The 25252-nt window shown below is 62.0% G+C and carries 29 protein-coding genes; 20 read left to right on the forward strand and 9 right to left on the reverse strand.

Features of this window, described 5'->3' with window-relative positions:
• The first annotated feature begins 6 nt into the window (after nt 1–6).
• From lpdA to CFR71_RS07155, 4 genes are all read left to right on the forward strand, one after another.
• On the forward strand, nt 7–1419 hold the full coding sequence (gene lpdA, locus CFR71_RS07140; protein WP_110529269.1) for a dihydrolipoyl dehydrogenase: 1413 nt from the start codon (nt 7–9) through the stop codon (nt 1417–1419).
• A 311-nt stretch (nt 1420–1730) separates the two neighbouring features.
• Nucleotides 1731–2723, forward strand: a complete 993-nt coding sequence (lipA, locus tag CFR71_RS07145; protein WP_110529272.1) for a lipoyl synthase — start codon at nt 1731–1733, stop codon at nt 2721–2723.
• The gene (locus tag CFR71_RS07150; RefSeq protein WP_110529275.1) at nt 2723–3211 is read left to right on the forward strand and encodes a type II toxin-antitoxin system RatA family toxin; all 489 of its coding nucleotides are present in this window, start codon (nt 2723–2725) and stop codon (nt 3209–3211) included. The genes lipA and CFR71_RS07150 overlap by 1 nt, the downstream gene beginning before the upstream one ends.
• Nucleotides 3212–3246: 35 nt before the next feature.
• Nucleotides 3247–3567: a hypothetical protein gene (locus tag CFR71_RS07155; protein WP_110529278.1), complete on the forward strand. Its 321-nt coding sequence runs from the start codon at nt 3247–3249 to the stop codon at nt 3565–3567.
• Here the strand turns inward: CFR71_RS07155 and CFR71_RS07160 are convergent.
• From CFR71_RS07160 to CFR71_RS07175, 4 genes are read right to left on the reverse strand one after another with little or no spacing between them, the layout of a single operon-like run.
• Nucleotides 3564–4070, reverse strand: coding sequence for a CinA family protein (locus CFR71_RS07160; RefSeq protein WP_110529554.1), 507 nt, complete (start codon nt 4068–4070; stop codon nt 3564–3566). The two genes, CFR71_RS07155 and CFR71_RS07160, sit on opposite strands and share 4 nt — an antisense overlap.
• A 34-nt stretch (nt 4071–4104) precedes the next feature.
• The gene (locus CFR71_RS07165) at nt 4105–4566 is read right to left on the reverse strand and encodes a phosphatidylglycerophosphatase A family protein (RefSeq protein ID WP_165832050.1); all 462 of its coding nucleotides are present in this window, start codon (nt 4564–4566) and stop codon (nt 4105–4107) included.
• Nucleotides 4566–6581 (reverse strand): lytic transglycosylase domain-containing protein, encoded by a 2016-nt coding sequence (locus CFR71_RS07170; RefSeq protein WP_239020298.1) that lies wholly within the window; start codon nt 6579–6581, stop codon nt 4566–4568. The genes CFR71_RS07165 and CFR71_RS07170 overlap by 1 nt, the downstream gene beginning before the upstream one ends.
• An 11-nt stretch (nt 6582–6592) precedes the next feature.
• Entirely contained in the window at nt 6593–7192 is a 600-nt protein-coding gene (locus CFR71_RS07175) for a YjbE family putative metal transport protein (RefSeq protein WP_110529281.1), read from the reverse strand.
• 205 nt (nt 7193–7397) lie between these two features.
• Here CFR71_RS07175 and purB point away from each other — a divergent pair, with 205 nt between their 5' ends.
• The 10 genes from purB (at nt 7398) to CFR71_RS07225 (ending at nt 15169) form a co-directional block, all read left to right on the forward strand.
• Nucleotides 7398–8750 (forward strand): adenylosuccinate lyase, encoded by a 1353-nt coding sequence (purB, locus tag CFR71_RS07180; protein WP_110529285.1) that lies wholly within the window; start codon nt 7398–7400, stop codon nt 8748–8750.
• A gap of 106 nt (nt 8751–8856) precedes the next feature.
• Nucleotides 8857–9624, forward strand: coding sequence for an NRDE family protein (locus CFR71_RS07185; RefSeq protein WP_110529287.1), 768 nt, complete (start codon nt 8857–8859; stop codon nt 9622–9624).
• Nucleotides 9625–9749: 125 nt separating this feature from the next.
• Nucleotides 9750–10514, forward strand: a complete 765-nt coding sequence (gene purC, locus CFR71_RS07190) for a phosphoribosylaminoimidazolesuccinocarboxamide synthase (protein WP_110529290.1) — start codon at nt 9750–9752, stop codon at nt 10512–10514.
• Complete coding sequence (purS, locus tag CFR71_RS07195) at nt 10511–10753, forward strand: phosphoribosylformylglycinamidine synthase subunit PurS (protein WP_110529294.1); 243 nt, start codon at nt 10511–10513, stop codon at nt 10751–10753. The genes purC and purS overlap by 4 nt, the downstream gene beginning before the upstream one ends.
• The gene (locus CFR71_RS07200; protein ID WP_110529297.1) at nt 10750–11139 is read left to right on the forward strand and encodes a Rap1a/Tai family immunity protein; all 390 of its coding nucleotides are present in this window, start codon (nt 10750–10752) and stop codon (nt 11137–11139) included. Before purS ends, CFR71_RS07200 begins: the two co-directional genes overlap by 4 nt.
• Nucleotides 11136–11837 (forward strand): phosphoribosylformylglycinamidine synthase subunit PurQ, encoded by a 702-nt coding sequence (gene purQ / locus CFR71_RS07205; RefSeq protein ID WP_110529300.1) that lies wholly within the window; start codon nt 11136–11138, stop codon nt 11835–11837. The genes CFR71_RS07200 and purQ overlap by 4 nt, the downstream gene beginning before the upstream one ends.
• Nucleotides 11834–14044 carry a phosphoribosylformylglycinamidine synthase subunit PurL gene (purL, locus tag CFR71_RS07210; protein WP_110529303.1) on the forward strand — a complete coding sequence of 737 codons (2211 nt, stop codon included), beginning with the start codon at nt 11834–11836 and terminating at the stop codon, nt 14042–14044. The genes purQ and purL overlap by 4 nt, the downstream gene beginning before the upstream one ends.
• A gap of 28 nt (nt 14045–14072) precedes the next feature.
• Complete coding sequence (locus tag CFR71_RS07215) at nt 14073–14306, forward strand: BolA family protein (protein ID WP_110529306.1); 234 nt, start codon at nt 14073–14075, stop codon at nt 14304–14306.
• 45 nt (nt 14307–14351) lie between these two features.
• Entirely contained in the window at nt 14352–14687 is a 336-nt protein-coding gene (gene grxD, locus CFR71_RS07220; protein WP_110529309.1) for a Grx4 family monothiol glutaredoxin, read from the forward strand.
• 185 nt (nt 14688–14872) lie between these two features.
• A complete protein-coding gene (locus CFR71_RS07225) occupies nt 14873–15169 on the forward strand; it encodes a hypothetical protein (protein ID WP_239020302.1) in 297 nt (98 codons plus the stop codon).
• A gap of 25 nt (nt 15170–15194) precedes the next feature.
• Here the strand turns inward: CFR71_RS07225 and CFR71_RS07230 are convergent, their stop codons facing one another.
• Nucleotides 15195–15593, reverse strand: coding sequence for a YraN family protein (locus CFR71_RS07230; protein WP_110529312.1), 399 nt, complete (start codon nt 15591–15593; stop codon nt 15195–15197).
• Nucleotides 15594–15752: 159 nt separating this feature from the next.
• Between CFR71_RS07230 and cls the strand changes: the two genes are divergently transcribed.
• Nucleotides 15753–17171 carry a cardiolipin synthase gene (gene cls / locus CFR71_RS07235; protein ID WP_110529315.1) on the forward strand — a complete coding sequence of 473 codons (1419 nt, stop codon included), beginning with the start codon at nt 15753–15755 and terminating at the stop codon, nt 17169–17171.
• On the opposite strand, the gene CFR71_RS07240 is transcribed toward cls, so the two are convergent.
• Nucleotides 17162–17866 carry an endonuclease/exonuclease/phosphatase family protein gene (locus CFR71_RS07240; protein WP_110529318.1) on the reverse strand — a complete coding sequence of 235 codons (705 nt, stop codon included), beginning with the start codon at nt 17864–17866 and terminating at the stop codon, nt 17162–17164. The two genes, cls and CFR71_RS07240, sit on opposite strands and share 10 nt — an antisense overlap.
• A complete protein-coding gene (locus CFR71_RS07245; protein ID WP_110529321.1) occupies nt 17863–18936 on the reverse strand; it encodes an AI-2E family transporter in 1074 nt (357 codons plus the stop codon). The genes CFR71_RS07240 and CFR71_RS07245 overlap by 4 nt, the downstream gene beginning before the upstream one ends.
• A gap of 129 nt (nt 18937–19065) precedes the next feature.
• Between CFR71_RS07245 and CFR71_RS07250 the strand changes: the two genes are divergently transcribed.
• The 4 genes from CFR71_RS07250 (at nt 19066) to CFR71_RS07265 (ending at nt 22883) form a co-directional block, all read left to right on the forward strand.
• Entirely contained in the window at nt 19066–19920 is an 855-nt protein-coding gene (locus CFR71_RS07250; protein ID WP_110529326.1) for a sulfurtransferase, read from the forward strand.
• 23 nt (nt 19921–19943) lie between these two features.
• Entirely contained in the window at nt 19944–21164 is a 1221-nt protein-coding gene (gene metC / locus CFR71_RS07255; RefSeq protein WP_206057898.1) for a cystathionine beta-lyase, read from the forward strand.
• Nucleotides 21165–21335: 171 nt separating this feature from the next.
• Complete coding sequence (gene adhP, locus CFR71_RS07260; protein ID WP_110529329.1) at nt 21336–22364, forward strand: alcohol dehydrogenase AdhP; 1029 nt, start codon at nt 21336–21338, stop codon at nt 22362–22364.
• A 195-nt stretch (nt 22365–22559) separates the two neighbouring features.
• Nucleotides 22560–22883 (forward strand): hypothetical protein, encoded by a 324-nt coding sequence (locus CFR71_RS07265; RefSeq protein ID WP_110529333.1) that lies wholly within the window; start codon nt 22560–22562, stop codon nt 22881–22883.
• Between the two features lie 85 nt (nt 22884–22968).
• On the opposite strand, the gene CFR71_RS07270 is transcribed toward CFR71_RS07265, so the two are convergent.
• The gene (locus tag CFR71_RS07270) at nt 22969–23154 is read right to left on the reverse strand and encodes a hypothetical protein (protein ID WP_110529569.1); all 186 of its coding nucleotides are present in this window, start codon (nt 23152–23154) and stop codon (nt 22969–22971) included.
• Nucleotides 23155–23374: 220 nt separating this feature from the next.
• On the opposite strand from CFR71_RS07270, the gene CFR71_RS07275 reads away from it, so the two are divergent.
• Nucleotides 23375–23677 (forward strand): hypothetical protein, encoded by a 303-nt coding sequence (locus CFR71_RS07275; protein ID WP_110529337.1) that lies wholly within the window; start codon nt 23375–23377, stop codon nt 23675–23677.
• A 32-nt stretch (nt 23678–23709) separates the two neighbouring features.
• Here CFR71_RS07275 and CFR71_RS16840 read toward each other — a convergent pair whose 3' ends face one another.
• Nucleotides 23710–25107, reverse strand: coding sequence for a DUF6056 family protein (locus CFR71_RS16840; protein ID WP_338065924.1), 1398 nt, complete (start codon nt 25105–25107; stop codon nt 23710–23712).
• Nucleotides 25108–25252 lie beyond the last annotated feature (145 nt).

A 25252-nucleotide genomic window follows, 5' to 3' on the forward strand; every position in this document is an offset into this window, starting at 1 on the left:
CGTGACATGAATGGAACCAAATTCGACGTCATCATCATTGGCGGCGGCCCCGGCGGTTATGTCAGCGCGATCCGCGCAGGACAACTCGGCCTGAAAGTTGCAGTGGTGGAGGCCGCGCAACTGGGCGGCATCTGCCTGAACTGGGGATGCATCCCGACGAAGGCGCTGCTGCGCGCGTCGGAAATAAACCACCTGCTGCATAATCTGGCGGAATTCGGCTTTGCCGCCGATAATGTGCGCTTTGACCTTGAAAAGGTGGTCAAACGCTCACGCGCCGTATCGGCGCAGCTTTCGGCCGGGGTGGGGCACCTGCTCAAAAAGAACAAGGTCACGGTCATCAACGGCTTTGCCCGCCTCGACGGGCGCGATGGCGACAACCGCAAGGTGGCGGTCACGCCGACGACGGGCGGACAGGCCATGACGGTGCTGGCGCCCCACGTCATCATCGCCACGGGGGCGCGAGCACGCGTGCTGCCCGGGCTTGAGCCGGACCAGAAGCTGATCTGGTCCTATCGCGAGGCCATGGTGCCGACATCGCTGCCGAAACGCCTGGTCGTGGTCGGATCCGGCGCCATCGGGGTGGAGTTCGCCTCCTTCTATCGCAACATGGGCTCCGAAGTGACCATCGTGGAAGTAGCCGAGCGTATCGTGCCGGTGGAAGACGAGGAAATAAGCGGGCTGGCGCGCAAGGCCTTTGAAAAACAGGGCATGAAAATCCTGACCGGGGCCAGGATCGTGTCGGTCGACAGGGGCAGCGAGACCGTGACCCTGAAGGTCGAGGCCGGCGGCGCGACGCACGACCTGACCGTCGATCGGGTGATTTCGGCCGTCGGCATTGTCGGCAATGTCGAAAATATCGGGCTGGAAGGCACGGCGATCGAGGTGGACCGCACCCATATCAAGGTGGATCCCTATTGCCGCACGGCGGAGAAGGGGGTCTATGCCATCGGCGACATCGCCGGGCCGCCATGGCTTGCCCACAAGGCAAGCCACGAGGGCGTCATGTGCGCGGAGATGATCGCCGGGCGTAAGGTCCATCCGATGGACCCGCTGAACATTCCCGGCTGCACCTACTGCCGTCCGCAGATTGCCTCCGTCGGTCTGACCGAGGCGAGGGCGAAGGATGCCGGGTACAAGATCCGGGTCGGGCGCTTTCCCTTCATCGGCAATGGCAAGGCCATCGCGATGGGCGAGCCCGAGGGGCTGGTGAAGACCATCTTCGACGCGCAGACGGGCGAACTGCTGGGCGCGCACATGATCGGCGCGGAAGTGACGGAAATGATACAGGGATATGTCATCGCCCGGACATCCGAACTGACGGACGAGGAACTGAAGGAAACGGTATTCCCGCATCCCACCATTTCCGAAACCATGCACGAGGCCGTGCTTGCCGCCTATGACGGGGCGCTGCATTTCTGAGGGACTGTTTGAAAATAACTCGCTGATAAAAAAGATAAAAGTTTTTGGATATCGTCTTTCGAAGCTTTTCATAAAAAAACTTCGCCAAAAACTTTTCATTATCCCAGTGTGTTGCCGGGCCTGCCTTTTCAAACGGTCCCTGTGAGCCGGGATGGCGTTCGCATGCGTGTCAGACAGGGGAGACATGCCCCGGCTTCCCTGTTTCCCGACCTTGTGATTGCGGCCCGGGTTCCGGCACGCAAGAATGCTTGACGCATGGAACGACGCGTTCCACTTGTGAATATCTGCCTGTTTTTCGGGGTTTTACCGTTATGTCCGTACGTGTCCTGATCGATCATCGCAAGGAGGGTTCCCCCGCCGCGCGGCACCCGGAAAAAGCGCACCGGCCCGACAATCCCATTGCGCGCAAACCGGACTGGATCCGTGTGCGCGCGCCGACCAATCCCGTGTACCATGAAACGCGCAAGCTGATGCGCGACCAGAAGCTGGTCACGGTGTGCGAGGAGGCGGCCTGCCCCAACATTGGCGAATGCTGGTCGCAGCGGCACGCGACAATGATGATCATGGGCGAAATCTGCACGCGCGCCTGTGCCTTCTGCAACGTCACCACCGGCCTGCCGAATGCCCTAGACCCGGACGAGCCCCAGCGCGTGGCCGAGGCGGTGGCCACGCTGGGACTGCGCCATGTGGTCATTACCTCCGTCGATCGCGACGACCTGCCCGACGGGGGGGCGCATCATTTCGCGCGGGTCATCACCGCGATACGCAACGCCGCCCCGGCGACGACCATTGAAATCCTGACCCCCGATTTCCTGCGCAAGCCGGGATCACTGGAAATCGTGGTCCAGGCGCGGCCGGACGTGTTCAACCACAACTTGGAAACCGTGCCGCGGCTGTATCCCTCCATCAGGCCGGGGGCGCGCTATTACCAGTCCATGCGTCTTCTGGACGATGTCAAGCGGCTGGATCCCTCCATCTTCACCAAATCCGGGCTGATGCTGGGACTGGGGGAGGAAAAGCCGGAAATACTTCAGGTCATGGATGACCTGCGTATTGCGGACGTTGATTTCATCACCCTGGGGCAATATCTCCAACCTACGGTCAAGCATGCCGCGGTGGCGCGTTTCGTCACGCCGGAGGAGTTCGCGGACTATGCCGCGATGGCCCGCGTAAAGGGATTCCTGCAGGTCAGTTCCTCGCCCCTGACGCGGTCGTCGTATCATGCGGACTCTGACTTTGCGGAACTGCGGGCCGCGCGACAGAAGCGTCTGGAAACCCAGAACGGCGCAAGGGAGACGAAGTAATGCCCACCCATGCCGAACGTCGGTTGATCGCCTATTCCCCGGATCAGCTGTTTGATCTGGTGGCCGACGTCGGAAAGTACCCGCAGTTCCTGCCGTGGTGCGTCAATGCGATGGTCAGGACCCGGACCGCGACACTGCTGGTCGCGGACCTGACGATCGGTTTCGGACCCTTCCGCGAAACCTTCACCAGCCGCGTCACCCTGGACCAGCCCCGGACCATCCGCGTGACCTATGAAAAGGGGCCGTTCCGTTACCTGAACAATGTCTGGACCTTTACGCCGGACGAACGCGGATGCCTGATCGATTTTTTCGTCGATTTCGAGTTCCGTTCCCGCCTGCTGCAGGCGGCGATCGGTGTTGTGTTCAACGAGGCCGTTCGCCTCATGGTTTCGGCCTTTATCCGGCGGGCACGCGAGATCTATGGACCACCCACGATCGTGCCGCCCGCCAAACCCGCGACCATACCCGCCAAGATGGGAAATGCCTGACTGCGGATATGCCTACTTCCCGGAAAAACGTTATAATGAAATATTCCTTTATCCTGTTGTCCCTGCTGATCGGACTGGCTGGGGGAGGGACGGCGCATGCGGCCGCCTCTTCCACGGGGCACAGGCATCATCATGCATCCACGACCACGCCGGCCCCCGGCAGCGACGCCGAAACGGCCGATCTTAATGCCATCAGCCTGAAAAAAGCCCGCGCAAGCCTGGCAGCCCCGCCCGCGACAGCGCAAGCCACCCGGACCGCCAATGGCAAGCCGCAGGCTGTCCAGGCGGCAGGAACGGGGACGACATCCCCGCAGATCCGGATACCGGAAACCAGCGATACCGTCGCGATGTATTAATCGGCAGGCAAATTTTCCAGCACCAGATTCTGTGCAAAATTGACCGCCTGCATCCGGATGGCCGTGCGGTCACCGGAAAACCGGGCTGATATCGTCCGGGTCCGCTGCTGCTTTAGCGCAACGGCAAACCAGACCAGCCCCACCGGTTTTTCGGGACTGCCGCCATCCGGACCCGCGATCCCGGTGATGGACACCGCGATATCGGCATCGGGCGCCGTGGCGATGGCGCCATCCGCCATGGCGGCGGCGACCTCGCTGCTGACCGCCCCACGCAGGTCAAGCAGCACCTGCGGGACCTGCAGCACGCGCATCTTCATCGCGTTGGAATAGGTCACGAACCCACCGGCCACGAATTCGGACGCGCCAGGTGGCTGTGTCAGGGCGGCAGCCAGCAGTCCACCGGTGCAGCTTTCCGCCGTGACGATACGACGCCCCCGCGCGGCCAGCGCCTCCAGCAACAGCAATGTATCGCGCGATATCGCAGCCGGTAATGATGGTTCCATGTCCTGCATCCTGTCGTGTTGTTGCAACCCGTGTTCAGGCAATGGCATGCAGCGCCATGACAATCAGGCCCGCGCCCATGCCCGCCACGATATCGTCGCCCATGATCCCCACCGCATCGTGACGCCTGTCGAACCACCCGACCGGCCCCGGCTTGGTGATATCGAACAGCCTGAAAAGCGCGAAGGCAAGCACAAGCCAGAAAATATCGGCCCAGCGCAGGGAAAAAAGGGAAAGGGGCGCCAGCGGCCACATCGACAGCCACATGCCCGCCACCTCGTCAATGACGATCCATCCGTGATCTTCACCCCCGGAAACCGTGGCGGTCGCCCAGTATCCGATGACGCAGCACAGCGCGATGGCAATCCCCATCCATGCCGCATGCTGCAGCAGGGGAATCCCCACCAACAGCGCCGCGAGCGACCCGACAGTGCCCGGCGCGCGGGGGGCAAAGCCACATCCGCCGAAACTGGCGATCATCCGTGCAACCGAACGCATTATCGCGCAGCCTCGCGCTGGGCCTCGCGGGCCTGATAGACAGCCATGTTTTCCTCGACACGTTCGACGTAATTGCGCGTCTCCTCGAACGGGATGCTTTCGATCCAGTCCAGCACCGCCTCGCTCGATGGATGATCGCGCACCGGATCGCCCAGCGACGCCAGCCACGTATCCACCCGATGCGGCCCGCTGTTATAGGCAGCCAGCAGATAGGGCACGCTGCCGCCGAAACGTTCCATCAGCTGCTGGAGATAGAGCGCCCCCAGCGTCATGTTCACCTGCGGATTGGTCAGGGTGGCGGCAGTCACGTTGCCAAAGGGCTGGTGCGTGCGGCGGGCAAGTTCCTGCCCCGTCGCGGGACGCAGCTGCATCAGGCCCACCGCATGCGCCCCGCTGACGATCGCGGGATCGAAGCTGCTTTCCTGCCGCATCACGGCAAGTTCCAGCCCCTGTGGCAGGTCATGTTCCGCCGGGACGTAGGGACGGGGCCATCCATCATCCACCAGCGCGATTCCGTCGCGTCCGGCACGCCGCGCGATAAGCACCGCGACATCCGGCAGCGCCAGCCGCGTCGCAAGGCGCGCGGCCAGCACATGCTCCACCGGCCGCGTCGCCTGCATGTCAAGCTGGATGACAAAGTCGCGCGCATGCTGAAAGTCGTTCCATGATACAAGGATCTGGGCCGCGCGCGCCATGTCCGACGTGTCAAAACGCACCGATTCCTCCACCGTGGGTTCGGGCGTGCGCAGGCGCATCAGATATTCACGCACCGGCTGTCCCGCCTGGCTGGGGGCAAGCAGCCCGCTGGTCGCGTTTCCCTGCAGGGCGGCAATCGACATCTGGCCATAGAAAGTGTTGGCCAGTTCGGCCGCAGCACCCCAGTTTTCACGTGCCCCCGCCCGGTTGTGACGAGCCTCCTGCGCGCGGCCGCTCCAGTACAGTCCGCGACTTCGGGTAATCAGCGCGGTCGCTTTCGTCAGCGGCTCGAACTGCGCCAGCGCCCTGGCGGGCTGGTGCAGCCGCTGCAGCAGTATCCAGCCCGTCAGGAAACGCGCGTCATAGGTGCTGACTTCCGGCAGTGAAGAATGATCGTCCGCGATTTCCAGCGCATCGCGATTTCGCCCCTGCGCCAGCAGATCCCGCGCCAGGGCGTCACGGGCATGCCAGAACAGGGCGGCGGTCGGGCCGTCCTGATGCTGTTCGGTGGCAAATCCCGTCCGTTTCCATAATGCCACGGCCTCGTCCAGCCGTTGCGCATGGTCCAGCCAGCGCAGGTGATCAAGCACCAGCATGGCGTCATTACGCTGCCCGGCGGGAACGCCCGCCAGCAGGGTCTCGGCATTCGCGTCATTGCGGCGCAGGGCCAGCCGCGCACGGGCCAGCGCCTGGTACTGCGTATCCAGCATCGCGACCTGCTGGTCCGCCGCGCCAAGATGTCCCGCGCGTTCCTGCCGTTCAAAACGCCGCCACTCATCATCGGCGGTAAATAACGCACCAAAACGTTGCGACAGCAGCCGCGCGTCAGCGGGCTGATCCGCGCCCACGATCCACGCGGCCCGCGCCCATTCCCCGATGCGCGGCGGCGGTGGCACAGCCGCATCGGCGCAATGCGCCAGGGCCTGCGCCGTCGTCAGCTGCCAGCGTCCGCACAGGCGCGACAGGGTGGCGGGATCGCCCTCCTGTGACAGGGCACGCTCGAAACGCGCGATCATGACGTTGCGTTTGGGCCAGTCGGGACTTTCGGTCAGGAAATTGGCATATTCGTCGGCCGTGCCCCCCGCCGGGGACAGCAGTCGCAGATAGACCGTAAGGCGGGCGGCGACGGGACTGTCATCCGCGTTGCCGGTCCCGGCCTGCTGCTCGGTGGGCCAGCCGCCCGCATTCGTCATGACAGGGGGGGAAGGGGCGGCCGCGCCAGCCACCGTTCCGCCAACCGTCAGGGGCAGCAGAAGTCCCAGCATCCCCACCACCGGGGCGAACATGCCCGCGCGTGGGCTGCGGGCATGACGTGTCATGCGTCCACCCTTCAGGAAATGTGGGTCCACACTTCACCTCCTCCCTTGACGATCAGCTCGATCGCCACGGCAAGCACCACGAGCAGGCCGATCCACGAAATCCAGCGGTAACGTTCCAGAAGACGCGCGATCAGCGATGCGGCGATGGCCATCATCAGTACCGATACGACAAGGCCCGTCACCAGAACGCCCACATGTTCCCCCGCCGCGCCCGCGACCGCCAGCACGTTATCGAGACTCATGGACAGGTCGGCCACGATGATGCGGACAATCGCATTGCGCAGGGACCCCGGCGCGGGGGCGGCGTCGGCATGCTCCGCCGGATTGCCACGCATTTCGCGATACATGCGCCAGCACACCCACAGCAGCAGAAGGCCGCCCGCCAGCGTCAGGCCGATGATCGCCAGCAGCCTGACCGCCACCAGCGCAAGGCAGATACGTATCAGCGCCGCGCCAAGGACACCCGCCAGAATCGCGATACGCCGCTGCGGGGCGGGCAGGCCACGCACCGCCATTCCGACAACAATGGCGTTATCGCCCGCAAGCGTAAGATCGATAAGGACAACCTGCCCCAGCGCATAAAGGGACGAAGCGGAAACGGCAAATGACATAAGGCAGGGATATCCCGTTGTACTGTCCACGCTGGACATGAATATGAACCGGTCTGTCGGATAATATGCCGTGGGATGCCGACACCATGCAATCGCGCGTATCGGGATTTGAAATATGCACGAAAGGGAAGACGCGCGACGCGGAATTGGCTAGGAAAGGACCCACATTCCCGTACCGCCCATTTTGTTAAGGAAATCCACCTCAATGGTCCCGCGTTATACCCGGCCGGTGATGGCCGCCATCTGGTCCCCGGAGAACCGGTACCGTATCTGGTTCGAGATCGAGGCCCTGGCCTGCGAAGCCATGGCTAAATATGGCGCCATCCCTGAACAGTCCGCGCGCACGATCCGTGAAAAGGGCGATGCCGCCATGGCGGCGTTCACCCAGGCCGACCTGGACCGGATTGACGAGATCGAGGCCGTGACCCGCCACGATGTCATCGCGTTCCTGACATGGCTTGCGGAAAAGGTCGGGCCTGACAGCCGCTTTGTCCATCTGGGGATGACCTCCTCCGATGTGCTCGATACATGCCTGTCGGTGCAGATGGTGCAGGCGACCGACCTGCTGCTGAAGGATCTGGACGCGCTGCTGGAGGCGCTGAAGGACAGGGCGTTCGAGCACAAGCATACGCTGACCATTGGCCGCAGCCACGCCATCCATGCCGAACCGACTTCCTTCGGGCTCAAGCTGGCCGGGCATTACGCGGAATTCGCCCGCAACCGTGAACGCCTGCTCCGCGCGCGTGAGGAAATCGCCATCTGCGCGATTTCGGGCGCGGTCGGCACCTATGCCCATATCGACCCCCGGGTCGAGGAATACGTGGCGGAAAAGCTCGGCCTGCAGCCCGAGGGCGTTTCCACACAGGTCATTCCGCGCGACCGGCATGCCGCCTATTTCTGCGCGCTTGCCGTCATCGCCAGCGGGATCGAGCGCCTGGCGGTCGAAGTCCGCCACTTGCAGCGTTCCGAAGTGCGCGAGGCGGAAGAATTCTTCCATCCGGGGCAGAAAGGCTCCTCCGCGATGCCGCACAAGCGCAATCCCGTGCTGTCGGAAAACCTGACGGGACTTGCCCGGCTGGTGCGTTCGCATGTCATCCCCGCGCTGGAAAACGTGGCGTTGTGGCACGAACGCGACATCAGCCATTCGTCGGTGGAGCGCAATATCTGCCCCGATGGCACGATCGGCCTTGATTTCGCGCTCGCCCGGCTGACGGGCATGATGGAAAAGCTTGTGGTCTATCCCGATCGCATGCAGGCCAATATCGAAAGCCTGGGCGGCGTCGTCCATTCGGGCGAGGTGCTGCTGGCGCTTGCGCGCGCGGGGATCCTGCGTGAAGATGCCTATCGCATCGTGCAGCGCAACGCGATGGAGACATGGACCAAGCTGGGACAGCCGGACGGCAGAACGTTCCGCGAAAACCTGGACGCCGATCCGGAAGTCGCGGGCCGTGTTCCGGCCGAAGTGCTCGACGCGGCAATGGACAGCAGGGCGCACCTGCGGCAGCTGGATCATACCTATCGTCGCGTCTTTGGTGAAACTGGTCCCAAATCCGCCTGAACACGGGACCATGGATGCGGCGGCGGCGGGCATCGCGGAAACCGGATGCGCGCCGCCGTCCGCCCACCGGGCCTGACCGCAGGCCCCGACATACAGGATCAAAGGCGTGTGTACTGTCGTTATCTCCCACCAGCCGGATCAGGCATGGCCGCTGCTGCTGGCGGCCAACCGTGACGAACGCCTCGACCGTCCATGGGAACCACCGGCTCGCCACTGGCGCGAACACCCGCACGTCGTGGGCGGACGCGACTGCGTGGCAGGGGGATCATGGCTGACCATGAACGACGCGGGCGTGATCGGGGCGATCATGAACCGCGTCGGCAGCCTTGGCCCCGCGCCGGGCAAGCGTTCGCGCGGGGAACTGCCGCTGATGGTGGGGGATCATTCCAGCGCGCGCGATGCTGTCGCGCGCATCGCCACGCTGGATGCGGGGGAATGGCGGTCGTTCAACATGATCGTGGGCGACGGCACCGACGCCTTTTTCATCCGTGGGCCGGGATACGGCGCCCCGCAGGTCATCGCGCTTGGCGCGGGCGTGCACATGGTCGCGACCACGGACCCCGACGACATGTCCATGCCCCGCATCGCACGCCACCTGCCGCGTTTCCGTGACGCCACCCGCCCGGTCCCCCCGCAATGGAGCAGCTGGACGACGCTGCTGGCCGACAGGTCGCTTCCCGCAGGCAGCGAACTGAACATCCCGCCGCGTTCAGGCTTCGGGACGTGCAGTTCGTCGGCGCTGGGCGTCTCGCGCGATCCGGGTGCTCCGGGGGGGCGGTCATGGTTCTTCGCCGCGGGCGCGCCCGACAGGGTGGGCTATGCGCCGGTTGACCTTGACACGCGCCGTGATGATGCCGACACGACAGGAACATAGAAACGTTATGGTATCTTCGCTGCGCAATCGCTGCTATGGCATGCGCATCATTCTGGGTCCTGTTGCGGACCCGCAGGGAGGGATGCCTGCGGCATGCTTCCCACAGCCTTATGTGAAGGACGAGTATGGGCCGCCGCCGCCAGCTTTATGAGGGAAAAGCGAAAATCCTTTTCGAGGGGCCGGAACCGGGCACCCTGGTCCAGTATTTCAAGGACGATGCCACCGCCGGCAACGGCGCCAAGAAGGGCGTCATTACCGGCAAGGGCGTCCTGAACAACCGGATCAGCGAACACCTGATGCTGCGCCTGCATGAAATCGGGATCCCCACCCATTTCATCCGCCGACTGAACATGCGCGAGCAGCTGATCCGCGAGGTGGAGATCATCCCGCTGGAGGTCGTGATCCGCAACGTCGCCGCCGGCAGCCTGAGCAAGCGCCTGGGCATCAAGGAAGGCACGCGCCTGCCGCATCCGATCGTCGAGTATTATTACAAGAACGACAGCCTGCATGACCCGATGGTCAGCGAGGAACATATCACCGCGTTCGGCTGGGCCTGCGCCCATGACCTTGAGGATATCGTGTCGCTGAGCATGCGGATCAACGATTTCCTGTGCGGGCTGTTCATCGGCATCGGCATCACGCTGGTTGATTTCAAGCTCGAATTCGGCCGCCTGTGGGAAAACGACAACATGCGCATCGTGCTGGCGGACGAGATTTCGCCAGACAACTGTCGCCTGTGGGATGCCAAGACCAGCCAGAAACTCGACAAGGACCGTTTCCGCCAGGACATGGGCAAGGTCGAGGAAGCCTATCAGGAAGTGGCCATGCGCCTGGGTATCCTTCCCGAGGCCACGAATTCCGACATGAAGGGACCGGAGGTAATGCAATGAAAGTACGCGTGACGGTCATGCTCAAGGACGGCGTGCTGGACCCGCAGGGCAAGGCGGTGGAACATGCGCTGCATGTGCTGGATTTCAAGAATGTCGGCGATGTACGCATCGGCCGCGTGATCGACCTTGAAATCGCCGAAAGCGATCCGGCCCGCGCCATCGTGCAGGCCAATGAAATGGCGCGCGCGCTGCTTGCCAACCTGGTGATCGAGGATTTCGCGGCGGAGGTCGTTGAATGAAGACGGCAACTGGCATTTTCCTTGCCGCCTGCGCCGTGGGCGCGGGACTGCTGCCCCTGTCGGGCGCGCAGGCACAGCGGGTTTCGCGCATGCCCGCGTCCCAGCTCGGGACGATGTGCACGCGTGCGTCAGGCACAGGACTGTGTGATTCCTATATTTCCGGCGTGGCGGACGCGGTGGCACTTGGCCACCTGTTCGAACGCAACGCGGAAAAGGATGACAAGGACGTCGCCGCTTTCTGCATCGCGCCCGCCACGACATTGACGGAAATGCGGGGCAAGGTGGTTGGATGGATGAAGGACCATCGTGACCAGCTTTCCCGCCCGGCGGGGGAGGCGGTGTTTACCGCGCTTCATGAATCCTATCCCTGCGGCGATCACAAATGAAGGCGGGCATCGTTGTTTTTCCCGGCACCAACCGGGAACGTGACATGGCTATCGCGCTGCGCAGCGTGACCGGCGTCGCCCCGCGCATGATCTGGCACCGCGAAACGGAACTGCCGGATCTGGATCTGGTCGTGCTGCCCGGCGGGTTCAGCTATGGCGATTACCTTCGCTGTGGCGCGATGGCGGCACATGCGCCGATCATGCTCGCCATCCGCCGCTTCGCGCAGGCGGGGGGTCATATCCTTGGCGTATGCAACGGTTTTCAGATCCTGACGGAGGCACAGCTCCTGCCGGGCGCGCTACTGCGCAATGCGTCGCTGCGTTTCCTGTCGCAGGACTGTTTCCTGCGCGTTGAACGCAATGACACGGCCTTTACCCGTCACTGGAAACGCCATGACGTGTTCCGCACGCCCATGGCGCACGGGGACGGCAATTACATCGCCGATCAGGAAACGGTCCGCATGCTGGAGGGGGACGGCCGCGTCGCCTTCCGCTATGTCGCGCCGGACGGACGTCTGGATGCCGCGGACGTCACCCTCAACCCCAACGGAAGCATGGGGGCCATTGCCGGTGTCTTCAGCGAAAACCTGCGGATCTGCGGCATGATGCCACATCCCGAGGACCTGGTTGATCCCCTGATGGGCGGCGAGGACGGAAAGCCCCTGTTTACAGGTCTGGTGGAGGCGCTGGTCGGATGAGCAAAGCAGCACAGAAGCCCGTCGACGCGGCGCTGGCAAAGGAATTCGGCCTCACCGCCGAGGAATATGGCAACGTGCTGTCCATCATGGGACGCACGCCCAGCCTGACCGAACTTGGCATCTTTTCCGTCATGTGGTCGGAGCACTGCTCCTACAAATCTTCGCGCGCGTATCTCAAGACGCTGCCGACCAAGGCGCCGTGGGTCATCCACGGACCGGGGGAAAATGCGGGCGTCGTCGATATCGGGCAGGGACTTGCCGCCATCTTCAAGATGGAAAGCCATAACCATCCCTCCTTCATCGAACCCTATCAGGGGGCTGCGACAGGGGTGGGCGGCATCCTGCGCGATGTCTTCACCATGGGCGCGCGGCCGGTCGCCAACCTGAACGCCCTGCGCTTTGGCAATCCCGACAACCCGCAGACGCGGCGCATCGTCGATGGCGTGGTGCGCGGCGTCGGCGGTTATGGCAATTGCGTCGGCGTGCCTACGGTGGGCGGGGAAATCAATTTCCATCCGGCCTATGACGGCAACCCGCTGGTCAATGCGATGACGGTCGGCGTGGCCCGGCAGGACCGCATCTTCCTTTCGGCCGCGGCCGGGGTGGGCAATCCGGTCATTTATGTGGGATCCAAGACGGGACGGGACGGCATCCATGGCGCCACCATGTCCTCGTCCGAATTCGACGAGGACGCGCTGGCGAAGCGGCCGACGGTGCAGGTTGGCGACCCGTTCGTTGAAAAGCTGCTGATCGAGGCATGCCTTGAACTGATGGCCACCGACGCGATCGTCGCCATTCAGGACATGGGTGCGGCGGGCCTGACCTCATCCGCCGTCGAAATGGCGGGCAAGGGCGGGGTCGGCATCGAGCTTGACCTCGACAATGTGCCGCAGCGCGAACGCGGGATGACAGCCTATGAAATGATGCTGTCGGAAAGCCAGGAGCGGATGCTGATCGTCATCCGTCCCGACCGCACCGAACAGGCCCGCGCCATTTTCGAGAAATGGGAACTGGATTTCGCCGTTATCGGCCACCTGACCGATACGGGCCGCATCGTCCTGCGCCACAAGGGCGAGACGGAGGCCGACATCCCGCTCGCGCCGCTGGCGGATCAGGCCCCTGTCTATCACCGCCCCACCGCGCCGGCCCTGCCGCCTGTGCCGCTGGAGGCGATTTCCGATCCGGTGGGAATCGAACAGGCGCTGCTGCGGCTGATCCGCTGCCCGGACCTTGCTTCGCGCGAATGGGTCTGGAACCAGTACGACAGCACCGTTGGCGGCCAGACCGTCCGCCGGCCCGGCGCCGCCGATGCCGCCATCATTCAGGTCGAGGATACGAAAATCGGCCTTGCCATGACGACGGACTGCACGCCGCGTTACTGCCGCGCGAACGCGAAGACGGGCGGGGCGCAGGCCGTGGCCGAGGCATGGCGCAACATTACGGCCACGGGCGCGCGGCCGCTGGCCGTGACGGACAACCTCAACTTCGGCTCCCCTGAAAAGCCTGAGGTCATGGGACAGTTCGTCGATGCCATCGCCGGAATGGGCGATGCCTGCCGCGCGCTCGACTTCCCGGTCGTCAGCGGCAATGTCTCGCTTTACAACGAGACGCGTGGCCCGGACGGGGAGTCCGTGTCCATCCTGCCCACGCCCGCGATCGGCGGCCTCGGCGTGCTCGACGATGTATCCAAAGCTGTCGGGCTGGGCATGCCCGATGGGTGCGAACTGTTCCTGATCGGCGAGACACGTGGCGAACTGGGACAGTCCCTGTGGCTGCGTGAAATCCACGGCAGTCAGGATGGCGAACCGCCAGTGGTTGACCTGCAGGCCGAACGCCGCAATGGCGATTTCGTGCGCGCGGCCATTCTGGACGGCACGATTACGGCATGCCATGACATCGCGGATGGTGGCCTGCTGGTGACGGTGGCGGAAATGGTCATGGCGGGGGAGGCGGGCTGCACCCTGCTGGCCCCGCAGGCCGGCATGCGTCCCGAAGCTTTCTGGTTTGGCGAGGACCAGTCCCGCTACGTTGTCGCGGTCCGTGATGGCCAGTCCTTCATGGACCGGGCGCAGCAGGCCTCGATCCCGTGTCGCAGGCTGGGCCAAAGTGGGGGGGATGGTTTGACATTGCCCAATGGCTCCACAATATCAAAGGCACGTCTTGTGGCGGTGAATTCGGAATTCTTCCCGCGACTTATGGACCGTTGAGCCACAGGAACAGGCAGGAGAACAGTCGATGGCCATGACGGCCCAGGAAATCGAGACCTATATTCGCACGGCGCTGCCCGATGCACAGATCCGCATCGACGACCTTGCCGGTGATGGCGACCATTATGCCTGCAAGGTTGTAAGCAACGCGTTCCGGGGCCTGTCGCGCGTTCGACAGCACCAACTGGTTTATGATGCGTTGCAGGGACATATGGGGGGCAAGCTGCATGCGCTGGCCCTTCAGACCAGCACGCCGGACTGAAGCTTAAGGCAGAAATCCAGCTTTCCAAACGAGGAGTCCATTATTATGGCCGAAACCATCACGCAGCAGATCCAGTCGCAGATCGACGCCAATCCGGTCATGCTGTACATGAAGGGCGACGCGACCTTCCCGCAGTGCGGTTTTTCCGCGCGTGTCGTGCAGATCCTCAAGCATCTGAACGTGCCGTTCAAGACCGCCAACGTCCTGGAAGATCCGGCCCTGCGTCAGGGCATCAAGGATTTTTCCAACTGGCCGACGGTGCCCCAGCTGTACGTAAAGGGCGAGTTCATCGGTGGATGCGACATCGTGACCGAGATGTACCAGTCCGGCGAACTGGAAAAGCTTCTGGCTGAAAAGGGCATTGTTCCGGCATCTGCCTGAACACGGCGGCTCAAAGCCTTAAAATCATGGAAGCGGATGGACACAGGAGACGTGTCCATCCGCTTTTTTTTGTTTCAGCCGGTCCAGAGCCTTGCCTTGCATGCCCTGTTTTGCGTAGCTTCGCTGCAATGACTGAATTGGAGTGTCAGATGCGTCATACGTGCTTGCGAATCACGACATTGTCGGTGGTTTGCGCGGGTTTTTTCTACAGCGTCACGCCGCAGGCGCAGGCACGTAGCCATGCCATGACAGAGATGGAAGCAGATCGCCTGACACTCAGCGCGCTGACCGCGCCACCGCCGCCGGTACGCCATGTCGTTTACCGCCATGCGATTTCGTCGGGCCACCATGCCGCTGTCACGCGCGTCCATCATGTCACGTCATCGCCTGTGCGTCGTTCGCTGGTGCATGAAGTCGCATATCGCCCGCATGCCGCCAGAACCAGCCATCACACGCGCGCCAGCATCCATCACCGGACCTGATACCGGGCACATCGCGACGGATGCTTCATTCCATGCGGAATGCATCCTCGATGCGATGTACGTTCCCATCGGGCAGGACAACGACGACATCAAAACGCATTTCGTCGTAATTCCAGCTGCTGTTGAGCATACATAACGCCTGCGCCGCATTCATGAGCCGCCGCATGGTCCTACGGTCGATGGCGTCTCCTGCCTGCATCACGGACCGGCGGGCCTTGACCTCGGTAAAGACCAGCATCCCGCCGCGCGTCGCGACGATATCGATTTCCCCCCATTGCGTACGCGCGCGATGCGCCAGAATGGTCCATTCCTCCTGCCGCAACAGGGCGATGACCTTTCGTTCCGCCTCCAGCCCGGCATGATGGGCGCGCCGTCCCGCGACACGCCTGCGCCATGATGGCGGAGCAGGGGAGGAAACCGTCATTCCTTCATCCTTTGTCACGGGAAGATATCAGCAATACCGCCATCCGATATTATCGGGGTCTCCGGCGCCTGATATGACATTCCTGTCACGTTTTTCATATTTCAGGTCCTGACGCAGTATCATCATCGCCCGTGGCATGCATGGAATCATCATTGGCTCATGATTTATACCTATACCGCTTTTATTGATCCACTTGTCCTGGCATGCCGTATCTGTGTCATCGCAGTAGTGGTCATCCATGTCCTGCTGACCAAGCGCGACGTCGGTGCGTCCATCGGCTGGATCGGGGTGACGGTCCTGATGCCCTTTACGGGCGGCATCCTGTATTCGATGTTCGGCATCAACCGCGTCAGGCGCCGCGCCAAACGCATGATCGGCCTTCATCCGTGGCACAGCCGCACCATGACATCGCGCTGGCGGCGTGCGGAGGAAGGCCGTTTCGCCCCGCTGGCGGAAATGGTCAGCAAGCTGACCCAGCGGCCATTGCTGGCGGGCAATCTCGTAACCCCCCTGCATGACGGGGACAGCGCCTATCCCCAGATGCTGGAGGCCATTGGAAACGCCCAAAACACGGTCCTTCTGTGTTCGTACATTTTCCGTTCCGACGATATCGGCCACAAATTCTGCAATGCCCTGATCGCGGCGCACCAGCGCGGCGCGCAGGTACGTGTGCTGGTCGATGGGGTCGGCAGCGGCTATTTCCATTGCGGCGTCGCCCGTATCCTGGAACGGGCCGGCGTTCCGGTCGGGCGGTTCATGCATTCGATGCTGCCATGGCGCATGCCCTTCATCAACATGCGCGACCACAAGAAGATCCTTGTCGTTGACGGACGGGTCGGCTTCATGGGGGGGCTGAATATCGGGGAGGAGAACCTGACCGCCCTGCATCCCACCCATCCCGTATCGGATACGCATTTCAGGATCGCGGGGCCGGTCATCCACCAACTGAGCGAGGCGTTTGCCCGCGACTGGACCTTCACGACCGGCGAGGAACTGACGGCGGACATATTTTTTCCCGAACAGCAGTCCCACGGCGACAGCCTGACGCGCATCGTGACGGCGGGGCCTGATTCCGATCTGGAAAAAATCGAGTACACCATGCTTCAGGCCATTTCCATGGCCCGCCATTCCGTCCGCCTGATGACGCCTTATTTCCTGCCCGACGACAGGTTCCTGACGGAACTCGCCCTTGCGGCGCTGCGGGGGATCGAGGTCGATATCGTCGTCCCCCACCACAGCAATCACGTCATCATCGACTGGGCGCGTTCGGCGAACCTGCCGCGTTTCCTGGATTCCGGCTGCCGCGTATGGCAGGCGAGACCGCCCTTCAACCATTCGAAACTGATGGTGGTGGACCGCCACTGGTCCTTTGTGGGCAGTTCCAACCTTGATGTGCGCAGCCTGAGACTGAATTTCGAAATCAATCTGGAGGCCTATGACGATGCACTGGCCGCGACGATTGACGATTTCATCGCCAAGCACCGCCATGAACGCCTGACCCATCACGATCTGGACCGGCGTCGCCTGCCGATCAAGCTGCGCGATGCCTTCGCGCGGCTTCTGCTGCCCTATCTGTGAGGGATGATCTCCAGCCGCACGGAAATCGGGCGGTGATCGGACGCATAATTATCGATGACGCGCTGCTCCACGCAGGTCAGGCCCCGGATCAGGCAGCGGTCAAGCCGGATCGGCAGGACGTCGGCCATGCGATGGGTGGGGGCGCGCGGCCCGACATCACGGAAATGCCGGATCAGGGTTGGCCCCACCAGATTGAAATCACCAAGGATCGCCGCGCGATACGGCAGAAGCTGTGACATCCGGCGCAACTGCCGCCGGTTCAGGAGCTGCCCATGGGACAGGTGAACGTTGGCGACGGTAAAGGGGCCGCATTCGATAATCTGCGCCACACGGCGGATCAGCGTGCCAGAGGGCAGGGTGCAGGTCATCGGTGGCCGCCTGTATGGCCAGGGGCTCCAGCAGGCCACGCCATGGATCCGGCCGGGCAGGGGGGAACGGGCGTAATGACCGCCGATGAGGGTCGGCAGAGCATCGATATCGACCGTTGCCTCCTGCATCAGCAGCAGGTCGGGTTTTTCCTGATGGATCAGGTGCACGACATCGCGCACCGTCGCGCCAATCAGGCGCAGCAGGTTCCAGCTGATGATCCTGATGCTGTTTTCCGGTCGGAACCGTGGCTGGTATCCAGGCAGGGGCGTTGTCCCGGGCTGAACCGCAACCGCCGGCAGACGCAGGTACGGACGCGCAAGATTCATGGTTCGACAAATGGCTCCCTGACCTCTGGCGACATGCGTGTCGCCGGATCGCCCGCGGCAAATTCCGCCGTCAGCGTATATCCCACACCAATCAGCACCGGCCCCAGGAAAATACCCAGGCCCCCGAAGGTCCAGATTCCCCCCAGTACCCCCAGCACCGTCAGAAGATAGGGAAGCTGCGCGCCACGGGCAATGAACATCGGGCGCATGATGTGATCGGCCCCGGACACGATGATGGTTCCGTAAAGCAGAAGGAAAACGCCCCAGCCGGGATGATGCCCGATGAACAGGAAAACCGCTGCCGGAATCCAGATCAGCGGCGCACCGATGGGCAGGACGGAGATAAAGGCGGTAATCCCGCCCCACAGCACGGGATTCGATATCCCCGCGATGGCGAAGCCCACCCCCGTCAGCACGCCCTGCAGAAGGGCGGTCCCGATGATCCCGTAAACGGTACCCCGGATGGTGCGCCCGATAATCCCCAGGATGCGGTCCGCATAGATCCCGGCGATCCGCCGGATGACGGACACGAACGTATCGCCAAGCGCCTCTCCCCCCAGCCAGAAGAAAAACGCGATGAACAGCGCCATGCCCAGATGCGCCAGGCCACTGGCCAGCTGCATGGCGCCCGACAGGACCGACTGCACGATGCGTCCGCTGTAGGGACGTATCATCTGGTCGATGTTCCCCACGTCAACGCGCCATTTTTCCCATGTTTCATTCAGCTGCGGACCGATATGCGGAACATGCTGCAGCCAGGCGGGCAGGGAAGGCAGATGGATCAGGGTCGTGATGCTGTTGATGGCATAGGGCAGCGTCTGCGGCAGGTCGACGACGCTGCTGGAGACCACAAGGGTCAGCGGCACGACCAGTACCAGCGCCGACATGACCGTCATGCCCAAGGCCGCAATCAGCGGGTTCGTATGGCGCCGGAGGCGGACATAAATCGGCCATGTCGAAAAGGTCAGGATCGCCGCCCAGAGCAGGGCCGACATGAAAGGATAGAGGACAAGCACGCAGCCAAAGGCGATCCCCCCCAGCATGAGCCCCATCATTATGCGTTCGACCATAATCCGTCGCGATCCGTTTTGTGGCAATGCACAGGCAATGCGTGGACAATGCGTTGCCCCGCTTCCGTCATGGCGCAATATGCTGCACCTTATCGCAAAGCATACAAACACCAAAGATTGGCCACAGACATGCATCCACTGATTTGCGCCGAGGAACTGGCCCGCAGCCTGCCGCGTGACGATATCGTCGTGCTCGACGCGACGCAGGCCCTTCCGGGGCAGACATTCGATCCGCAGACATGTTTCCTTTCGGGACATATCCCCGGCGCGCGCCGCTTTGACATCGACACATTTTCAGACCCGGATTCCCCCTTGCCGCACACCGTGCCGGGCCAGGCGCGCTTTGCCCGCCTGGCCTCGGCCCTGGGGCTGCATGACGGGGCGCGGATCGTCTTCTATGACCAGAAGGGGGTGCCCTGCGCCGCGCGGGGATGGTGGCTGATGGGGCTGTTCGGCCATGACAGGACTCAGGTGCTTGATGGTGGACTGCCCGCATGGATGGGGGCGGGGCTTCCCCTTGAAACCGGGCCAACGCCCGTCATGCCGGACACCACCCATCCATTCATCGCGCGCCTGCGCACCCGGCGCCTGAAGGGGCTGGGCGACATGCTGGATATCGTGCATGCGCCGCGATCGTCGGTAATTCTTGACGCACGCGCGCACGGACGTTTTACCGGCGAACAGCCCGAACCCCGTCCCGGCATTTCGTCCGGTCACATGCCGGGCGCGGCCAACGTACCCTATACCACCGTGCTGGGACCTGACGGACGCATGCTGCCCGCGCATGAGCTTCGCCAGATATTCGCCGCCGCGGGTGTCCGTCCCGACAGCGAGGTCGTATGCAGTTGCGGCAGTGGCATGACCGCCTGCGTGCTGGCCCTTGGCCTGGCGGCGGCCGGATTGGGACTGCATTCCGTCTATGACGGTTCATGGGCGGAATGGGCATCGACCCCCGGAACGCCCATCGTGACGCAGCGCGGATGACCGGCCCGGGCAAGGAAGACATCATGGATCACGAAAATCTGCGCAATGCCGTCTCCCACGGATGGCGGGACCTGGCATCGCTTGCGGTGCGGATTGCCCGCGATACCCCGAAAGGGGATGAGGGCGTATTTGTCAATCCGGCGGTCGCCCGTGGCTCGACGGTCCTGTTCTCCTCGCTGGAGGCCATGGAAAAGGCCGGGCACGGACGTTACGACGATGAGCTGATTTATGGCGCGATGGGAACGCCGCTCCAGCACCGGCTGGAACACGCCATCGCCACGATCGAGGGGGCCAGCCATACCCAGATCGCGCCTTCGGGCCTTGCGGCATGCATGCTGCCTCTTCTGGCGTTCCTGGATAATGGCGGCCACTGCCTGATCTCGGACTCCGTCTATGGTCCGACCCGGCGCTTTGCCGAAAAAATCCTGCGTCGCTTCGGCGTGGACATCACCTATTTCCCGCCCTGCGCCACCGAATCCGAAGTGCGGCAGCTGTGCCGGGCCAACACCCGGATCGTCTTTAGCGAAAGTCCCGGCAGCCATTCATTCGAGGTACAGGACATTCCCATGCTTGCCCGCGTGGCCCATGCATGCGGCGCGCGCCTGATCGTGGACAATACATGGGGCATCGGCATCTTCCAGCCGTTCCGCCATGGCGCCGACATTTCCATACAGGCGCTGACGAAATATCCGGCCGGGCATGCCGACACCGTCATCGGGGCCATTTCCGTCAATAATGAACAGGACTGGCGCATCCTGCGCGACACCGCGATCCAGACCGGGCAGGTGGCCGGGCCGGACGACTGCGCCCTGACATTGCGGGGGATACGGACATTGCCCGTGCGGCAGGAACGCCAGTCGCAATCGGCCATCGATATCGCCCTGTGGCTTCAGACGCGGCCCGAAGTGACCCGCGTCCTGCATCCGGCGCTGCCGTCATGTCCGGGGCATGAATTCTGGAAACGCGATTTTTCTGGCGCGTCCTCGCTGTTCGGGGTCATCCTGCGGTCCGATTTCACGCTGATCCAGCTGGAACGCATGATTGATTCGCTGCGCATGTTTGGCATCGGCGCATCATGGGGCGGATATGAAAGCCTGGTCCTGCCCACCACCCACGGCATCACCCGTTCCTGCGACAGCGTCACGCAGGCGGGACCGACGTTTCGCATCCATATCGGCCTGGAAAATACGGACGAACTGATTGCCGATCTGGCGCAGGGACTGGACGGGCTGGCAGGGGACTGAGACACCCGGCAGGCTGACCCACATCAATGCGCGCGGGAACATCTTGTGACAACATGCGCTGACTGAACAAGGCCGCGTCGAGTCAGGGCATTGGGAGGCAGGGCAGGGGGGATTTCCCCTGACCCGCGCATATGTGCCTGACGCGCGCGGCGTACTGCGAAAGAGGGTTAAATGGCCGGAAAGATGAAAGCGGCGGTTGTCCGCGAATTCGGTAAACCGCTGAGCATCGAGGAACTCGATATTCCCTCGATCCGCCCCAACCAGATCCTGGTCAAGGTCGATGCCTGTGGCGTGTGTCATACCGACCTTCATGCCGCGCGCGGGGACTGGCCCGTCAAGCCGAAGCCGCCTTTCATTCCCGGGCATGAAGGCATCGGCCATGTCGTGGAGGTCGGGTCGTCCGTGGACTGGATCAAGACGGGCGACGTGGTGGGCGTGCCGTGGCTGTATTCGGCCTGTGGCCATTGCGAACATTGCCTGGGGGGCTGGGAAACCCTGTGTGAAAAGCAGGAAGACACCGGATATTCGGTCAATGGCTGCTTTGCGGAATATGTCGTGGCCGACCCGAATTACGTGGCGCACCTGCCCAAGGACATCGATCCCATCCGCACCGCGCCCGTCCTGTGCGCTGGCCTGACGGTCTATAAGGGCCTGAAGATGACCGATACGCGCGCGGGGGAATGGGTCGCGATTTCGGGGGCGGGCGGACTGGGCCAGATGGCGATCCAGTACGCCGTCGCCATGGGGCTGAATGTCGCGGCCGTCGATATCGACGACGGCAAGCTGAACGAGGCCCGCAGGCTTGGCGCGAGCGTTACCGTCAATGCCCGCACGACCGACCCTGTTTCCTATATCCAGCAGAAAACGGGCGGCACCCACGGCGTGCTTGTAACCGCAGTATCCAACAGCGCGTTCACGCAGGCCATTGGCTATGCCCGGCGCGGGGGGACGATTGTCCTCAACGGCCTGCCGCCAGGGGAATTCCCGCTGTCGATCTTTGACATGGTCATGAATGGCACGACGGTCCGTGGCTCCATCGTCGGTACGCGGCTGGACATGATCGAAGCCCTATCCTTCTTTACCGAAGGCAAGGTTTCAACAGTCGTCGCGCCCGACAAGCTGGAAAATATCAACGATATTTTCGACCGTCTCCAGCATGGAAAGGTCGCGGGCCGTATCGTCCTCGATTTCCGCAAATAAGTTCCATGCAACCGGAGGGCGTATCCGGCGTTGAACGCAGATACGCCCCTTCCATGGACTGTATAGCCGGGGACATGGAAGGATCCTTCATTTCATGCCTTCTGTCATTTTCCATAACCGAAGGCAGGATATCTGTCCGGCGGGATTACACATTTCAGGCAGATATCCACAAGTACAGGGTGGATACTGGAAGATATGAGAAAAGCATTACTGGTTGGATTTGGTATTCTGGGCCTGTCTGGCATGGCCGTGACCTCTGCCCATGCCGATGATTGCGCCCAGGCGTCGGATTACGATGCATGCGTGGCAAAGCAGAAGATGCGCCACGAAGGACATGTGGCGCGCGAAAAGGCTCATACAGCCCATGACGAAGCCTCCAACGACACGCGGGACGTCAAGGACTGGGGCAACCGGACCGGCAAGAAGCTGGATAACTGGAGCCACGACACAGGCAACAAAATGGACCGCTGGAGCCACAAGACCGGCTCGGATATGAGCAAGTTCTTTACAGGAAAGTAAATCCTGTTCGTGCCACCATAAGTCAGGCACGCCTTGCATGCGGCATCCGGGTTCCGTTTACCCGGATGCCACGGATCATCGGTTCTTATTTATGATGATCGCCGGCTTCATGCTCACGCCAGCCTGTTTCCAGCGTATGCAGGAAAGATTTGAAATGCGCCTTGATTTCGGTCGGGGACGCCTTTTCAATTATTTCCTTCTTGGCCGCAGTCAGGGTCGCCGCAGCGTGAATCAGCGCGGCATGGATAACTTCCGACGGTTCCTTGCTCATCATCAGGATCCTCTTCCTTTGTTGGAGACATTCCACGATGGAAGGCACCGCGGCCCCTGACAACTGTTATCCCTGCATATCGGGAAAACACATTCTTACCCCACAAAAAACTCATGGCTTGCACTGCCTGCGGTCCGCCGCGCGCCGGCCTGCCGGCTGTCACGGAACCACCCCCGGGCCGACGTGTTAGGGACATGAACAAACAGGAAAACAACCCATCATGAAGCTTAAATCCGCCTTTTACGCCCTGCTTGTCTGTGGGTTCGCATTGCCGTCCTCCCTTGCCTTCGCGGAACCGGGTGGGTGCCTCAAGGGGGCGGCAGCGGGTGGCGTTGCCGGTCATTTCGTCGGAAGTGGCCATGCCAAGGGGGGTGCTGCCGCAGGCTGCGCTGCCGGCATGATGCGTCGCCACAAGGCCCGCAAGGATGCCGCGGCCGCCCAGAAGGCACAGGAAAACCAGCCGTCCCAGCCTGCGGGGGAACAGTCGGGGACGCCGGCGAATTCACCGTCATCCCCGCAGTAAGGCCATCCTGTCCGCAAATGGACAGGCAGCGTTCATTCAGCCTCTGAATGGACGCTTTTGACGCCAAGTGCCCGCGCGAAACAGACATTCATCATGCTGTGCGGATCGGGGGAAATCCCCACGAAAATAATATCCTTGTGGACATAAAGCAGTTTATGCCGTGGCCCCATGGTGACACGTGGCAGGGTGACATCGTCATAACTGTCGCTGTGGGGTGTCGTCAGGCTGACCCAGGTCCGGCTGATGCGGGCCAGATACACAAGGTCGGGCACGCATATCCACATATGCCATATAATCATCCCGAAGATGCCGGCCCTGACCGCCATGTCGCGGGCTGCGGTCGCATCGGGCCGGTTGACGAATAACGTTCCCAATACGCACACAAGATAGACACTGGCCGGCAATGACACCCGGGCGGCCAGGGACGAGCGTGGGAACAGCAGCAGTCCCGCCATGTAAATCAATGCAAGCCCCGTGAAAAAGCCAACCTTCCCCGACAGTTCGGGGGAGCGCCATCCGACATTCCCCGCCTTTCGCGATGATACGTACCCCACAAGCAGAATGGCGATAAACGGCAGCCAGTACAGGTCAAACAGACTGCCGAAATTGCCGAAAAGCCCATCAAGGCGGTGCAGGACCGTATCATGTTCCATGACACGGGCACGGACATAATTTCCCGGCGCCAGCCATAAAAATATGGTCCCCGCCACATGGGCGATAATAAAACCCCAGGGGACGGACACCCTGCTGCGGTAATTTCCGATCCCGTAGCAGATCAGGACAATACTCATCAGAAGGGAAAGCGGTTCCAGAAACGTCGATATGAAAAAGGCGAAGCCGCATGCCGCCAGTCCATAATGCATACGTTTTGCAAGAACCTGCCGTAAAATCCACAATTCCCCCGTAACAGGCCACAGATACCCGATGGAACCTGTTTTCCATAATGCGACTTCGGCAATATCGCGGGGGATCCACCATAGCGCGAGGAATATGAACAGGATATTTATCGCGGACATCCTGTCCTTATCATCCGCCATTCCACGCGGAATCACATTTTCCGATATCTTGCAGCAGTTGAATACAAGGCAACAGAATATGACGGAATTCAGAACATCAAACAGAAATATTGAATGGTATTCTTTTAATTCCATGAAAAAGAAGGTGATGATTGTCGTAAAATATCTACCCGTCCAGTAAAAATAGTTTCCATAAACAATATGGAATGTATTTCGGATATCAAAAGGAATGCTTCGGCAGTAATCATCCGCCCATAACGGGGTGATCAGGTTGGCCCACAGCACGAACGCGAAAATCGCCCCGAAAGCCCCCGCTTCCTCCTTGCGGCTGATGACGGAGCGTATGAGATCAGATGGCTTCATGAAACACTCCATATGGAGGAGCGTGCCGACGCCCATTCCCCCGCCCATCATACGACCACACCACGCCCCGTGTGGACGGGGCCATGCGATTCAATAATTGTGTCAGAAAGTCCGTCGTTCGGGGTTGCATCATGGATGGATGCCGTATCGGTCATTATGACGTCAACATGGACCTCGAAAAACATTCCCCCCGGAG

The sequence above is a fragment of the Novacetimonas pomaceti genome (assembly GCF_003207955.1).
GTDB classification, from domain to species: domain Bacteria; phylum Pseudomonadota; class Alphaproteobacteria; order Acetobacterales; family Acetobacteraceae; genus Novacetimonas; species Novacetimonas pomaceti.

Excerpts from the sequence above, each read along its gene's own strand:
- purQ (WP_110529300.1), top strand. The coding sequence starts at position 11,136 with ATGAAGGCGGGCATCGTTGTTTTTCCCGGCACCAACCGGGAACGTGAC.
- purS (WP_110529294.1), top strand. The coding sequence starts at position 10,511 with ATGAAAGTACGCGTGACGGTCATGCTCAAGGACGGCGTGCTGGACCCG.
- CFR71_RS07270 (WP_110529569.1), bottom strand. The coding sequence starts at position 23,154 with ATGAGCAAGGAACCGTCGGAAGTTATCCATGCCGCGCTGATTCACGCT.
- CFR71_RS07160 (WP_110529554.1), bottom strand. The coding sequence starts at position 4,070 with ATGGAACCATCATTACCGGCTGCGATATCGCGCGATACATTGCTGTTG.
- CFR71_RS07250 (WP_110529326.1), top strand. The coding sequence starts at position 19,066 with ATGCATCCACTGATTTGCGCCGAGGAACTGGCCCGCAGCCTGCCGCGT.
- CFR71_RS07175 (WP_110529281.1), bottom strand. The coding sequence starts at position 7,192 with ATGTCATTTGCCGTTTCCGCTTCGTCCCTTTATGCGCTGGGGCAGGTT.
- purC (WP_110529290.1), top strand. The coding sequence starts at position 9,750 with ATGGGCCGCCGCCGCCAGCTTTATGAGGGAAAAGCGAAAATCCTTTTC.
- lipA (WP_110529272.1), top strand. The coding sequence starts at position 1,731 with ATGTCCGTACGTGTCCTGATCGATCATCGCAAGGAGGGTTCCCCCGCC.
- purB (WP_110529285.1), top strand. The coding sequence starts at position 7,398 with ATGGTCCCGCGTTATACCCGGCCGGTGATGGCCGCCATCTGGTCCCCG.
- CFR71_RS07215 (WP_110529306.1), top strand. The coding sequence starts at position 14,073 with ATGGCCATGACGGCCCAGGAAATCGAGACCTATATTCGCACGGCGCTG.
- CFR71_RS07155 (WP_110529278.1), top strand. The coding sequence starts at position 3,247 with ATGAAATATTCCTTTATCCTGTTGTCCCTGCTGATCGGACTGGCTGGG.
- CFR71_RS07150 (WP_110529275.1), top strand. The coding sequence starts at position 2,723 with ATGCCCACCCATGCCGAACGTCGGTTGATCGCCTATTCCCCGGATCAG.
- CFR71_RS07265 (WP_110529333.1), top strand. The coding sequence starts at position 22,560 with ATGAGAAAAGCATTACTGGTTGGATTTGGTATTCTGGGCCTGTCTGGC.
- CFR71_RS16840 (WP_338065924.1), bottom strand. The coding sequence starts at position 25,107 with ATGATGGGCGGGGGAATGGGCGTCGGCACGCTCCTCCATATGGAGTGT.
- adhP (WP_110529329.1), top strand. The coding sequence starts at position 21,336 with ATGGCCGGAAAGATGAAAGCGGCGGTTGTCCGCGAATTCGGTAAACCG.
- metC (WP_206057898.1), top strand. The coding sequence starts at position 19,944 with ATGGATCACGAAAATCTGCGCAATGCCGTCTCCCACGGATGGCGGGAC.
- CFR71_RS07240 (WP_110529318.1), bottom strand. The coding sequence starts at position 17,866 with ATGAATCTTGCGCGTCCGTACCTGCGTCTGCCGGCGGTTGCGGTTCAG.
- CFR71_RS07275 (WP_110529337.1), top strand. The coding sequence starts at position 23,375 with ATGAAGCTTAAATCCGCCTTTTACGCCCTGCTTGTCTGTGGGTTCGCA.
- CFR71_RS07170 (WP_239020298.1), bottom strand. The coding sequence starts at position 6,581 with ATGACACGTCATGCCCGCAGCCCACGCGCGGGCATGTTCGCCCCGGTG.
- CFR71_RS07245 (WP_110529321.1), bottom strand. The coding sequence starts at position 18,936 with ATGGTCGAACGCATAATGATGGGGCTCATGCTGGGGGGGATCGCCTTT.
- CFR71_RS07230 (WP_110529312.1), bottom strand. The coding sequence starts at position 15,593 with ATGACGGTTTCCTCCCCTGCTCCGCCATCATGGCGCAGGCGTGTCGCG.
- grxD (WP_110529309.1), top strand. The coding sequence starts at position 14,352 with ATGGCCGAAACCATCACGCAGCAGATCCAGTCGCAGATCGACGCCAAT.
- CFR71_RS07165 (WP_165832050.1), bottom strand. The coding sequence starts at position 4,566 with ATGCGTTCGGTTGCACGGATGATCGCCAGTTTCGGCGGATGTGGCTTT.
- purL (WP_110529303.1), top strand. The coding sequence starts at position 11,834 with ATGAGCAAAGCAGCACAGAAGCCCGTCGACGCGGCGCTGGCAAAGGAA.
- cls (WP_110529315.1), top strand. The coding sequence starts at position 15,753 with ATGATTTATACCTATACCGCTTTTATTGATCCACTTGTCCTGGCATGC.
- lpdA (WP_110529269.1), top strand. The coding sequence starts at position 7 with ATGAATGGAACCAAATTCGACGTCATCATCATTGGCGGCGGCCCCGGC.
- CFR71_RS07200 (WP_110529297.1), top strand. The coding sequence starts at position 10,750 with ATGAAGACGGCAACTGGCATTTTCCTTGCCGCCTGCGCCGTGGGCGCG.